Annotated in this window: 10 protein-coding genes; 3 read left to right on the top strand and 7 right to left on the bottom strand. The window is 61.4% G+C overall.

Going from position 1 to position 12,334, the window contains the following annotated elements; genetic code table 11:
- Positions 1–120: 120 nt before the first annotated feature.
- From HHJ18_RS06615 to HHJ18_RS06605, 3 genes are all read right to left on the bottom strand, one after another.
- On the bottom strand, positions 121–1,236 hold the full coding sequence (locus HHJ18_RS06615) for an acyl-CoA dehydrogenase family protein (protein WP_296912975.1): 1,116 nt from the start codon (positions 1,234–1,236) through the stop codon (positions 121–123).
- Positions 1,237–1,341: 105 nt separating this feature from the next.
- Positions 1,342–2,523, bottom strand: a complete 1,182-nt coding sequence (locus HHJ18_RS06610) for an acyl-CoA dehydrogenase family protein (protein ID WP_296912972.1) — start codon at positions 2,521–2,523, stop codon at positions 1,342–1,344.
- A 50-nt stretch (positions 2,524–2,573) separates the two neighbouring features.
- The gene (locus HHJ18_RS06605; protein ID WP_296912970.1) at positions 2,574–3,257 is read right to left on the bottom strand and encodes a DUF480 domain-containing protein; all 684 of its coding nucleotides are present in this window, start codon (positions 3,255–3,257) and stop codon (positions 2,574–2,576) included.
- A gap of 18 nt (positions 3,258–3,275) precedes the next feature.
- On the opposite strand from HHJ18_RS06605, the gene purN reads away from it, so the two are divergent.
- Positions 3,276–3,881, top strand: a complete 606-nt coding sequence (gene purN, locus HHJ18_RS06600; protein WP_296912967.1) for a phosphoribosylglycinamide formyltransferase — start codon at positions 3,276–3,278, stop codon at positions 3,879–3,881.
- Between the two features lie 264 nt (positions 3,882–4,145).
- Here purN and HHJ18_RS06595 read toward each other — a convergent pair whose 3' ends face one another.
- The 4 genes from HHJ18_RS06595 to HHJ18_RS06580 all read right to left on the bottom strand — a co-directional run bounded on the left by HHJ18_RS06595 (position 4,146) and on the right by HHJ18_RS06580 (position 8,361).
- Entirely contained in the window at positions 4,146–4,916 is a 771-nt protein-coding gene (locus tag HHJ18_RS06595; protein WP_296913499.1) for a TerC family protein, read from the bottom strand.
- A gap of 238 nt (positions 4,917–5,154) precedes the next feature.
- Positions 5,155–6,366, bottom strand: a complete 1,212-nt coding sequence (locus HHJ18_RS06590; RefSeq protein ID WP_296912964.1) for an AI-2E family transporter — start codon at positions 6,364–6,366, stop codon at positions 5,155–5,157.
- A gap of 181 nt (positions 6,367–6,547) precedes the next feature.
- Complete coding sequence (locus tag HHJ18_RS06585) at positions 6,548–7,303, bottom strand: LytTR family DNA-binding domain-containing protein (protein ID WP_296912961.1); 756 nt, start codon at positions 7,301–7,303, stop codon at positions 6,548–6,550.
- Positions 7,300–8,361: a histidine kinase gene (locus HHJ18_RS06580; RefSeq protein ID WP_296912958.1), complete on the bottom strand. Its 1,062-nt coding sequence runs from the start codon at positions 8,359–8,361 to the stop codon at positions 7,300–7,302. The genes HHJ18_RS06585 and HHJ18_RS06580 overlap by 4 nt, the downstream gene beginning before the upstream one ends.
- Positions 8,362–8,626: 265 nt before the next feature.
- On the opposite strand from HHJ18_RS06580, the gene argH reads away from it, so the two are divergent.
- Both argH and HHJ18_RS06570 read left to right on the top strand, forming a co-directional pair.
- Positions 8,627–10,036, top strand: a complete 1,410-nt coding sequence (gene argH, locus HHJ18_RS06575; RefSeq protein ID WP_296912955.1) for an argininosuccinate lyase — start codon at positions 8,627–8,629, stop codon at positions 10,034–10,036.
- 539 nt (positions 10,037–10,575) lie between these two features.
- Positions 10,576–12,330 (top strand): DUF4394 domain-containing protein, encoded by a 1,755-nt coding sequence (locus HHJ18_RS06570; protein ID WP_296912953.1) that lies wholly within the window; start codon positions 10,576–10,578, stop codon positions 12,328–12,330.
- Positions 12,331–12,334 lie beyond the last annotated feature (4 nt).

Here is a 12,334-nt window from a genome sequence, read left to right as displayed (position 1 = left end):
TTTCGCCGGCCGATTTGCCGGGGATTGACGCACCGAAAGTCATGAGCGGCCTTTTTATTGCTCGGACTAGACCACCACGACAGCGGGCGAGATCGGTGAGCACTGGATGTCCCCAAAACCCTAGGCAAACACGCCCGCCGTGTCCTGCATCTGCCTGGACACCTCGCCCAGATGGTGCAGCGTGTCGCCAAACGTCATCTCCAACTGCGTCAGTTTCTTGAAATAGTGGCTCACGATGTATTCGTCCGTCATGGCAATGCCACCATGCAGCTGCACCGCCTGCTGGCCGACAAACCGCATGGAAGCGCCGAGCTGGTACTTGGCGCGCGACAGGCACTGGCTGCGTTCTTCGGCCGGTGCATTGAGCTTGAGCGAGGCGTAGTAGCTCATCGAGCGCGCCAGTTCCAGCTGCATCTTCATGTCGGCCACGCGGTGGCGCAGCGCCTGAAAGCTGCTGATGGCCACGCCAAACTGCTTGCGCGTTTTCATGTACTCCACCGTGATGGCCAAGGTCTTGTCCATCACGCCGACGGCTTCGGCGCAGCTGGCGGCAATGCCAATGTCGAGGGCGTGGCTCAGGGCGGTCAAACCGTCTAGCGTGATCAGCGTGGCGGGTGCGTCTTTCAGCACCACATCGGCCGCCCGCCCGCCGTCTTGTGTGCTGTAGCCGCGCGTGGTCACGCCGGCAGCTGCGCGCTCCACCAAAAATAGCGCCAGCGCGCCGTTCATCATCGCCGGTACGATGAAGGCATCCGCCGAGTCGCCTGCGGGTACTATGCTTTTAGTAGCAGTCAGACCCCATAAACCTTGGGCCAGAGCCGCTTTTGCTTCACATTGTTCAAATTGGTAGCGGGCTGCGCGCTCCTGCTGGGCCAGCACCACCAGGCTGTCACCGGCGGCGATTTTTTGCAGCCAGGCTGACCGGATCGGCTCTGGCGCATAGCCCGAAAGCACGGCACCTGCGATTAGCGTCTGAGCGAAGGGCTCCAGCACGATGCCGCGCCCCAGCTCTTCCATCACCACCATGCCTTCGACCGGCCCCAGGCCGAGCCCGCCCTGCGCTTCGGGGATGTAGAGGCCGCACAGCCCCAGCCCCGCCAACTGGCCGTAGGCCGCACGGGAAAATCCACCGGCCCTGGCGATGCCGCGGCGGCGTTCAAAGTCGTAACCTTTGTCGACCCACTTGCGCACGGCGTCGCGCAGTTGTTCCTGGTCGTCGGTGAAATCAAAATCCATTTTTAATCCTTGTGTAGCCTTGCTGAAAGCCCCCTCACGGAGGGGGTGCGGGGGAGCAGTCTTGTTTCGCAAAGCGAAAAATCGTCGCCATCCCGGAACAATTTTTTAACCCAGTACCGTCTGAGCGACGATATTTCGCTGCACTTCGTTGGAGCCGCCGTAAATCGTCGTCTTGCGCAGGTTGAAATAAGTCGATGCCAAGGGCGCATTGGCCGACACGCCCCCAGGAAAATTGCCTTGCCAGCCCGCTTCCATGGCCTCTTCGATAAAGGGCAGGCTGAACGGGCCGGCGGCCAGCATCATCAGCTCGCCGTAGCGCTGCTGGATCTCGCTGCCGCGAATTTTCAGCAGCGCGGCTATGTCCAGCGAGTTCTTGCCCGATTTCTCGGCCGACAGCACGCGCAGCACCAGCATTTCCAGCGCCACCACATCGACTTCGAGTTTGGCGATCTCGTCGCAAAAACGGCTGTCTTCCCACATGCCTTCGGCTTTGGCGATGCGCTTCAAGCGCTCCAGTTCGCGCTTGCTGCGGTTCACATCGGCGATGTTGGTGCGCTCGTGGCTAAGCAGGTGTTTGGCATAGGTCCAGCCCTTGTTTTCCTCGCCGATCAAATTTTCAGCGGGTACTTCGACGTTGTCGAACCAGACCTCGTTGACCTCGGCCTCGCCGTCCAGCAGCACGATCGGCCGCACCGTCACGCCGGGCGATTTCATGTCGATCAGCAAAAAGGAAATGCCGGCCTGCGGTTTACCTTCAGTGCTGGTTCGCACCAGGCAAAAAATCCACTCGCCGTACTGGCCCAGCGTAGTCCAGGTTTTCTGCCCGTTGACGATGTACTGGTTGCCGACGCGCTCGGCCCGGCACTTGACCGAAGCCAGGTCAGAACCGGCGCCCGGCTCGCTGTAGCCCTGGCTCCACCAGACGTCGCCGCTGGCGATGCCGGGCAGAAAACGCTGTTGCTGCTCGGTATTGCCAAAAGCCATGATGACGGGTGCGACCATCACCGGGCCAAACGGCACCACGCGCGGCGCGCCGGCCAGCGCGCATTCTTCTTCAAACAGGTGTTTTTGCACCGCGTTCCAGCCCGGACCACCAAACTCCTTGGGCCAGCCATGGCCGAGCCAGCCCTTGGCGCCGAGTATTTTGGCCCAGCGCTGCAGGTCGTCACGCGACAGGCGCAAGGCGTTGTGCACCTTGTGCGAAATATCGGCCGGCAGGCTGGCCTGGACCCAGGCGCGAATCTCTTCGCGAAAGGCCTGCTCTTCAGGGGTAAACGCTAAATCCATGTGAAGTTCTCCAGTTTCGTATTTTTAGCACGATGGGGCGCACGGCGCTGTCAGGCTTGAGACAAGCCGAGCTCTTGCTGCAGGTGCGCGAGCTGACTCTGCAATTGGCCGACCTGGCTTTCGAGCGCCTGCAGGCGCTGTTCCAGCCGCTCGGCCTGGCCCAGGGAAATCGGTTCTGCTTCAGGATTGCTAGCGCCATCGCCGAACTGGGCGGGCGACAGTCCCGCCAAAGCCCCGTCGCCGCAAAGCAGATGAAGCCAGCGCTGCTCGCGCATGCCGGCGGCGCGCGGCAGCTGCGCCACCAGCGCCGTGCCGCTGTCCTCGCCGCGCGCCTTCAGGCCCGCCAGCGCATCTTCCACGCTGGCAATGTCGGCAAATTTGTACCAGCGCTCGCTGTTGGTGCGCAGCTCGCCCGGGGTCAGCGGGCCGCGCAGCATCAAAAGGCCCAGCACCACCGCCTGCGGCTCGGTCACGCCAAAGCCGCGCTGAAAGTTGTGCTCAAAGCGCGGCACGCGGCTGGAGCTACCCTCAAACACCAGGCTGCGCGCCTTCAGCGCGTCAACCGCCGCCTGCGCCTGGGCTTCGGTGATGTCCGTCACCGGGTCGCGGCTGGTTTTCTGGTTGCAGCCCAGCAGCAAGGCGTTGAGCGACAGCGGGTAACTGTCGGGCACGGTGCGGGCTTTTTCCATCAGCGTGGCCAGCACGCGGGCTTCGATGGGGGTGAGTGCTCTCATGGGGATAATCCTAAAACAATGAACAACATCGTGATCTTAATTTCTGGCAGCGGCTCCAACATGGCCGCCATCGCCAGAGCCGCCCAAAAGGAAGCCTGGCAAGACAAATTTGGCGCACGCGTCGCCGCTGTTTTCAGCAACCAGGCCGATGCGCCGGGGCTGGCCCTGGCACAACGCCTTGGCATTGCCAACGCCACCTTGTCGCACCGCGACTTTGCTTCGCGCGAGGCCTTTGACGCGGCGCTGATGGCGCGCATTGACGCGCACGCGCCGCAACTGGTGGTGCTGGCCGGTTTCATGCGCATCTTAAGCCCGGCTTTTGTGCGGCACTACGCTGGCCGGCTGATCAATATCCACCCGTCGCTGCTGCCGGCTTTTACCGGCCTGAACACGCACCAGCGCGCCCTTGATGCGGGCTGCGGCGTTGCCGGGGCGACCGTGCACCAGGTGACGGCCGAGCTGGACCATGGCGCCATCCTGGCGCAGGCAGTGGTGCCGGTGCTGCCGGGCGACTCGGCTGACACGCTGGCGGCGAGGGTGTTGACGCAGGAGCATCTGATTTTTCCGCGAGCGGTTCGGGAGTTTTTTGAGGGTCAGGGGTGGGGGAGGGATCAGTGTGCTTGACGTGGTAGGGACGGTACAGGGCGGGTTTATTCTTGTTAAATTGGCCTTTAATCCGATGGATATGGGTGGAAGCAGCTATTTATTTGATAGCACTGTTTTCTTTTATTAGTCCGCTGGCCGGGCTACCCCCGGCCCTGGAACTGAAAAAACCATCAGACGCCAACCAGCAATTCGCTATTTATTCAATAGCTACTTGCGCCCGTACTCATTGGGCTACAGGCCAATACGACACCAAAAACCAGCTTACAGCCAACCCGCAAAAATCTAATCCCGCTTGCCCCGCTCAGAATCATCAGCCATATAGGCCTCACGCAGGTTCACGGGCTTGCCTGCCTTTTTGCGCATCCGGATATTGAGCAGCTCCACCCCAAGCGAGAACGCCATCGCAAAGTACACAAAGCCCTTGGGTACGTGGTAGTCAAACCCTTCGGCAATCAGCACCACGCCTACCACCACAAGGAAAGCCAATGCCAGCATCTTGATGGTGGGGTGATCAGAAACGAAACGGCCAATGGCCGGCGCGAACAGCATCATCAGGCAGACCGAGGCGACAACCGCCGCGATCATCACCGGCAGGCTGTCAACCATGCCGACCGCCGTGATGATGGAGTCGAGCGAAAACACCATGTCCACCACCATGATCTGCAAAATGACAGCGGCAAACGTGGCCTGCACTGCCTTCGAACTGTGGCCCTCTTCGCCTTCAAGGGATTGGTGGATTTCCCCAGTGCTTTTCCAGATCAGGAACAGGCCGCCGGCAATCAAAATCAGATCGCGGCCCGAGATGTCCTGGCCCAGCACGCTGAAAATCGGCGCGGTCAGGCCAATGATCCAGGACAGCACCAGCAGCAAGCCGATTCGCATGAACATGGCCATGAACAGGCCCAGGCGCCGCGCCAGCTCCTGCTTCTCACGCGGCAGTTTGTCCACCAAAATCGAAATGAACACGATGTTGTCGATACCCAGCACCAGTTCCAGCGCGGTGAGCGTGGCAAAGGCTATCCACGCTTGCGGATCGGTCAGCAGTTCCATTATTCTTTCCGTTCAAGGTGTTGATTTAAACCAGTGATTATCAGCAATACCAGATGGCCGCCTCGCTCTCTTCACGCAAGCAGGGGCTGCGGAACCGGCTTTGCCGGGCCGCAGGCTCCGGACTGCAAGACGCAGTCCTTCTGCGTGCCGTCCAAGCCTGCACTGCAGGCTCGGAGCCGCGGCACACAGCCCCCTCGGGGGGGCAGAGAGCTACGCGAAGCGAGCGAACGTGGGGGCGATGTCATGACCCCAAAAACTCGCCAATCGGCTTTAAATCATCAACCCGGTCGCAAACCGATTTGACAATCATCAAAATGGGAACGCCGAGCAGCAGGCCCCAGATACCCCATAACCAGCCCCAGGCCAGCAGCCCGACAAACACGGCCACCGGGCTCAATCGGCTGGCGCGGCTGGTCAGCCAGGGCGTTAGCAAATTGCCGATCAAGGTGTGTATGAGCAGCGAGGCGCCGCCTACTGCCATGGCCATGTTGAGCGAGCCAAACTGCAAAAAACCGACCAGCCCCGAAGCCGCCGCCGTGACCAGCGAGCCGACGTAAGGCACCAGATTGAGCACGCCGGCAATGACGCCCCACACCGGCGCGTTGTCCAGCTTCAGGGCCAACAGCGCCAGCCACGTGAGTACGCCTACCAGCACGCTGGTCAGCAGTTGCACCTGCAGGTAGCGCTGGATCTGGCCAGTAACTTCGTGCAGCGCCTGCAACGTGATTTTCTTGCTGCTGAGGGTGGGGCCGGCCAGCTTGATCAGCTTGCGGCGAAAGGTATCGCCGGAGAGCATCAAAAAGTAGGTTAGGAAAAGTACCGCCGTGGTCTGCCCGATCAGCGCGATCAGCCCTATGGTGCCTGACCACAGGTATCTTTTGATGTCAAAACGCGCCGGCTCGACGATTACCCGCATGGCGCCCCGCGTGATAGCCGGCGCGTTACCGCTTTCCTGCGCGGCCTGCTCGATTTGCGCCGCGGCTTTCTGCACGATGTCGAGCGTGCTGTTTGATTTGCCGCTGCGCGTCTTCATGGCCTGGCGAAACTTTTGCGCCGCTACCGGTATCGCCTCTACCAGTTGCGAGGCCTGGTCGCCGAGCGAATAGACGGTTGAGCCCATGGCGCTGACAAACGCCAATAGCAGCACCGCAGAACTCAGCCAGCGCGGAACGCGCTTGAGCTCCAGCCAGTTGACCATAGGCGAAAGCGCGTAGCTGAACAGCACGCTGAGCATCACCGGAATAAAAACGGCCTTGGCCCAGTGCAACACAAACAGGCTGGCCAGGCCGGTCAGCAGCACCAGCGAGACACTGCGGATGTCCACCGGCGTGCGCAGATGAAAGCGTTCGGGTTCGGGCGCAGCGGCCTCCAACGCCGCGGCGCTGGCTGGCGGGGCGGGGGCCTTCATGGCTTGTGCTGCTGGCGGCGCTGCTACAGCGTCTTGTTCGGGCATGTTGTCTTTCATAAATCGCTGCGCGCGCCGCCTTGCGGATCTGCTGGTTGACCGTTCCGCTGGAAGCTTTTCCCAGACTCGAAGCTCTTTCTATTCAACCCGAGGGACGGCCGAAACCGTGTAGGACGCTTGCGCTGAATGGCGCCGAAACGGCGCGCCTGGCCGTCAGTCCCAGCCCTGCTCATCCTGCCATCGCGCCACGCACCGCACTGACCTGGCGCCGCGACACCACCAGTAACTCTTCTATGCCCTTGAGCCGAACCGCCCAGCCCTCGCCTTCTTCGGGGTCGAAGTGTTTTTCCAGCGCTCGCACGGCACGCCGGGCGATCAGCGCATTGCGGTGTATGCGCATGAACTGCGCGCCATGAAGCGCTTCCAGCTCGTTGAGCGAGCCGTCCAGAATATAGCTGCGGCTGGCGGTGCGCACGGTGATGTATTTGAGCTCGGCCTTGAGGTACAGCACCTCGGCCAGCGGCACCCGCTCGGTCCGGCCACGGTCTTGGATGATCAACACCTCCTCAGGCAAATCAGGCTGCAGCGCCCGCTCTGATTGCGTCAGGCGCTCCACTTTTTGTAGCGCCTGCTGAAGCCTCTCAAGCCGCACCGGCTTGGTCAGATAGTCAACTGCTGCCAGCTCGAAGGCCTGCACCGCATGGCTTGAATGCGCCGTGACAAACACCACGGCGGGCGGCTGCGGTAAGGTGGCAATGACCCGGGCCAGCCCCATGCCGTCCAGCCCCGGCATGCCGATGTCGAGTAACACCGCATCAAAGCTGTCGCGCTGCAGCGCGCTCATGGCCTGTACGGCATCGGCGGCTTCGGCAACTACCAGTGCAGCCGGCGCCACGCAATCAGCCAGCAAAGTACGCAGGCGCAGGCGCGCCAGCGCTTCATCGTCAACCACCAGTACCTTAATCGTCGTGTGGGGAAGCGTCATGCGGGAATCTCCAGACGGACCTGAAACACGCCGTCTTTGAAGACAGTCCTGAACTGCGACTGCACGTCGTGCAGCAGGGCCAGGCGTTCACGCACATTGGCCAGCGCCAGCCCGTGGCCGCGCGCGCCCACGCCAGAGGGCGTTGAATTGGTGACTTTGATAACCACGGTGGCACCGCGCCTGAGGGTTGATATCTTGATGTGCGCGCCGCCCGGGCTGGGCTCGACACCATGAATGACAGCGTTTTCAACCAGCGGCTGCAGCAGCAGCGGCGGCAGCTTGGCCTGGTCAGCGCTGGCGTCCAGGCTCCACTGCACCTGCAGGCGCTCGCCAAAGCGGATCTGCTCAATCGCCAGGTAACGCTGCGCCAGCGCGATTTCCTGGCCCAGCGTGACCGACTCGGCCGGGTCGGCCAGCGCATGACGAAACAGCTCGCTCAGGTCTTCCAGCACGGCCTCGGCCTTGGCCGGTTCGGCGCGCACCAGCGCAATCGCGCTATTGAGCGTGTTGAACAAAAAATGCGGCCGGATGCGCGCCTGCAACTCCGCCAGCCGCGCCGCCGTGGCCGCTGGCGTACGCGCCTTGGCGCGCCAGAACAGGCCCGCCAGCACCATGGCCGACAGCAAGGCGCCGGCGGCGCCGCTGGCCCACCAGGGCGCCGGCTGCAGCAGCCCCATCAGCGCCAGCAGGCCACAGCCGTACAGGCCCGCAGCCGTTCCCAGCAATACGCCGGCAAGCCACTGGTAAGAAGGTTGCAGCCGGTTCAGGCGGGTCTTCAGCGCGCAGACGGCAATTAACCAAGCCAGTGTGGCGGGCAGCACGCCGCCAGTCAGCAGGGAAAAGCGCAACAACCACTCGCCCACCTGGCTGGCGCCAAACATCGCGCCCACCCCCAACACCGCTTCCACAAACAGCACCGCGCGCAGCACCACACCGACATGGCAGGCGTCGAACATGCTGGCGCGCGCCGGCGCGGCGGGCAGCGTTTCCTCCTCCCCCGGAAACAAGGTGCCGCGCAGCGTGGATTCCGAGAAGGACGGTTGGTGTGAAGGCTTCATGGTTTGGACGCAGGGGTTTGGAGATTTGTCGGTTCCGTTTCTAGGTTCAGCGGAGAGCGAAGTTTTCCGGGCAGCCGGTGCACAGATAAAATCCCCAGCATAAGTATTGCACCGGTCGCGGCCTTCCAGCCATCGCTTGAACCCGTAAAAATCCGACCGCGCCCGCAAACTTGCCCAGAATAGCGCAGTTGGCCCCCTAATCCGGCCCGCTCCGACCCGTTACTTGCCTGCTACTGCCCCGTGACCGCCTCAAAGAAAGCCCGACGTGAATCAACTCGACAAAAAATCCCAAGCCTGGTCTGCCCTGTTTTCCGAGCCCATGAGCGAGTTGGTCAAGCGCTACACCGCCAGCGTGTTTTTTGACAAGCGCCTGTGGCAAGCCGACATTGCCGGCTCGCTGGCTCACGCCGACATGCTGGCTGCACAAAAAATCATCGCACCAACCGATCATGCCGCCATCCAGCAAGGCCTGGCGCAAATCACCGCCGAGATCGAGTCGGGCGCGTTTGACTGGAAGCTGGACCTGGAAGACGTGCACCTGAACATCGAGGCACGCCTGACCCAAATCGTCGGCGACGCCGGCAAGCGGCTGCACACCGGGCGCTCCAGAAACGACCAGGTCGCCACCGACGTGCGGCTGTGGCTGCGCGGCGAGATTGACCTGATAGGCGGCCTGCTCGGCGACCTGCAAAAAGCGCTGGTCGACCTGGCCGACAAAAATGTCGAAGTGATTCTGCCCGGCTTCACGCATTTGCAGGTGGCGCAGCCGGTCAGCTTTGGCCACCACATGCTGGCTTATGTGGAAATGTTTGCCCGCGACGCCGAGCGCCTGCTCGACGTGCGCAAGCGCGTCAACCGGCTGCCGCTGGGCGCCGCCGCGCTGGCCGGCACCAGCTACCCGCTGGACCGCGAGCGCGTCGCGCGAACGCTGGGCATGGTCGATGCGCAAGGCCTGCCGCAGGTCTGCCAGAACAGCCTGGACGCCGTCAGCGACCGCGACTTCGCGATTGAATTTGCCGCTGCTGCATCACTGGCGATGATTCACATCAGCCGCCTGAGTGAAGAGCTGGTGCTGTGGATGAGCCAGAGCTTCGGCTTCATCGACATTGCCGACCGCTTTTGCACCGGCTCATCCATCATGCCGCAGAAGAAAAACCCCGACGTGCCGGAACTGGCACGCGGCAAGACCGGACGCGTCGTCGGCCACTTGATGGGCCTGATCACCCTGATGAAAGGCCAGCCGCTGGCCTACAACAAGGACAACCAGGAAGACAAGGAACCGCTGTTTGACACCGTGGATACGCTGAAAGACACGCTGCGCATCTTCGCCGAGATGATGGGCGGCGTCGAAGTCAAGCCCGAAGCGATGGAACGCGCCGCCCTCAAGGGTTACGCCACCGCCACCGACCTGGCCGACTACCTGGTTAAAAAAGGCCTGCCGTTTCGCGATGCCCATGAAACCGTGGCGCATGCGGTGAAAGCGGCGATCTTGCACGCCGTCGATTTGTCGGAACTGCCGCTGGCGGTGCTGCAGCAGTTCAATCCGAAAATTCAAAAAGACGTTTACGCAGTGCTCAGCCTGCGCGGTTCGCTCAATGCGCGCAATATTCTGGGCGGCACAGCGCCGGCGCAGGTGCGGGCGCAGATTGCGCGGCACCGAACCCGGATGACTTAAACGAAAAATGCCTGCAGCCCGCCCAGATCCCCGGTTTGGAAAAGGCGCGATCTTCACGCTTGTAAAACGCAGGCTTCGCCAGGATTGAGCGTTATGTGCAAAGGGAAAAGCGCTTTTATTCCTGCATCGGAACGAGGCGTTTGCTTTCCCTGCAGCGCAAGTGATTTTGGTGGTAGCGAGGCAAAGTTGTCGACGCACCGCATCCCGTTGGTCGCATGACTTGCGCGCGACTAGCGTCGTAAATATGTGTTGTGGTTTCTACAACCACGCCCGTCACCCAGCAGTGCTGCGTCCACGAGTTACTGACCGCTCACGAGACGCAAGCGACCAAGTCTCGCCAGCCCTGCATTTCACCGGCAAAAAACGTTTTATCAGCCGGCGCGATGACTGACACGGACCGTGGCTTCTGTCTGACCTAAGCGTTTTGGTGCACCGAATTTACTTGGAATGTGGGAAATACACCCCCGCGATCCAAATGAATCAGCATGGTCATCATGTTTCAGGCGCTTTGTTGCAAATAACTTATCTGGAGATATTCAATGCTCAAACAGACTTCTAAATTCATCGCCGCGTCAGCGGTGTTCCTCGCGCTAGCCGCTTGTAGCGGAGGGTCGGATGATCCGGCTCCGGCTCCGGCTCCGGTTCCGGTTCAACCGGGCCAGCCGGGCCAGCCGAGTCAACCTAGCGCCGTCCTCGTCGGCGACACCATTATTCTGACCGCATCCGGCAAGCTGTCGTCTTTTAACCGGACAGCGCCGCAAACCGCTGTCGGTTCGATTGCCATTACTGGCCTGACCGCAGGCGAAACGCTTGTCGGCATTGATTACCGGCCTGCAACGGTAAACGCAGCGCCAGTCGCTCCAGCAACCAGCGCGCTTTACGGTGTCGGCGGTAAGGGCGGTATTTACACCATCGTCCCGACCACGGGCGTTGCCACACGCGTAGCGACGTTGAAGGCTGACGCAACCGACACCACAGCGCCTTTCACCACACTTGCTGGCGCGAGCTTTGGTGTTGGTTTTAATCCAGTTGTTGACCGCCTGCGCGTAGTTAGCAATACCGGCCAGAACCTGCGCATCAATGTCGCAACAGGCGACACCATCACTGACACCGCCATAACCCCCGCCGGTGCCGCCGTTTCTGCGTCAGCGTATACCAATCAGTTTGGTGGCGCCTCTTCGACCGAGCTTTATGCCATCAACCTGACTGGCACCGCTTCGCTGCAGTCGCAAACCCCTGCAAATGTCGGCACTCTTGTCGATACGGTTGCGCTCGGCGTGTCCCCAACAGCCGCCAACGGTTTTGACATCGACGGCACGAACAACATTGGTTATGCCGCTTTGACCGTGGGCACCACCACCTCACTGTATAGAATCAATCTGTCTGCAACGGCCGCACCTGCGGCCACGGTTGTCGCGGGCGGCGCTATTGCAGGTGGCGAAGGCGTGGTCGGCATGGCGCTGGTTCCAGCGGCCTCCGAAACGGCCACTGTCCGCATGGTCGGACTGGTTGATGATCGGTCAACCGCCAATCGATTGATCACCTTCGCTGCTGCAACACCGAACGCAACCACCAACGTGGCAATCACGGGTCTGACGGTCGGCGACACAGTGAAGGGTATCGATTTCCGTCCTGCAGACGGCGTGCTGTGGGCATTCGCAGTCGATGCAGCAAACACCGGAGCATTCCTCTATTCGATCAATCCAGATACTGGCGCAGCCGCAGGGCGTCGTGCTGTGACTGGTTACACGTCTGAGGGCAGCACCAGCTTCGCGGTGGACTTTAACCCGGCGGCCGGCGCACTTCGCGTCATCGGTTTTACTGGTCAAAATCTGGCTATCAATGTGGACACTGGCGCTGCCACGCAAGGCATCGCGTTCGGTCTTGGGCGGGCAACGGCAGCGGCTTATTCGAACAGCTTTGCAGCTGCCCCGTCGACGACTCTCTACACCGTTGACCAGCTTGCTGACAATCTCAATACTGTCCCCACGCCGGGCGACGGATCGACCATTACCCCGGTCGGACCACTGGGAATCAACGTAGGTGAAGTGCAATCGATGGATATCAAAGGCGGCGACAACGGACTAGTATTAGCGGCTCTCCGACTTAGCGGAGCGGCAATCACGGCTCCACATTCGCTGTACCGGATTGCATTGAAGGCAATTCCAGCAACGGGCACCACGCCTGCAATTCCTGCCGGCTCTGCCATCCGCTACGGCGCGCAAACCGCAGCACAGGCAGAAATAGGCGGTGCAGCTGGGCAGCCGCTTATTGACATCGCCATCCGCCGCTAAGTTG

It is taken from the genome of Polaromonas sp. (assembly GCF_012927455.1).
In the GTDB taxonomy this organism is placed as follows: domain Bacteria; phylum Pseudomonadota; class Gammaproteobacteria; order Burkholderiales; family Burkholderiaceae_C; genus Polaromonas.
The sequence above is the reverse complement of the archived record's forward strand: the minus strand, read 5'-3'. Positions and strand labels throughout refer to the sequence as shown.

Bases quoted from the DNA above. Each gene is read 5' to 3' on its own strand.
- HHJ18_RS06615 (WP_296912975.1), bottom strand. From the start codon at position 1,236: ATGGATTTTGATTTCACCGACGACCAGGAACAACTGCGCGACGCCGTG.
- HHJ18_RS06610 (WP_296912972.1), bottom strand. From the start codon at position 2,523: ATGGATTTAGCGTTTACCCCTGAAGAGCAGGCCTTTCGCGAAGAGATT.
- HHJ18_RS06605 (WP_296912970.1), bottom strand. From the start codon at position 3,257: ATGAGAGCACTCACCCCCATCGAAGCCCGCGTGCTGGCCACGCTGATG.
- purN (WP_296912967.1), top strand. From the start codon at position 3,276: ATGAACAACATCGTGATCTTAATTTCTGGCAGCGGCTCCAACATGGCC.
- HHJ18_RS06590 (WP_296912964.1), bottom strand. From the start codon at position 6,366: ATGCCCGAACAAGACGCTGTAGCAGCGCCGCCAGCAGCACAAGCCATG.
- HHJ18_RS06585 (WP_296912961.1), bottom strand. From the start codon at position 7,303: ATGACGCTTCCCCACACGACGATTAAGGTACTGGTGGTTGACGATGAA.
- HHJ18_RS06580 (WP_296912958.1), bottom strand. From the start codon at position 8,361: ATGAAGCCTTCACACCAACCGTCCTTCTCGGAATCCACGCTGCGCGGC.
- HHJ18_RS06570 (WP_296912953.1), top strand. From the start codon at position 10,576: ATGCTCAAACAGACTTCTAAATTCATCGCCGCGTCAGCGGTGTTCCTC.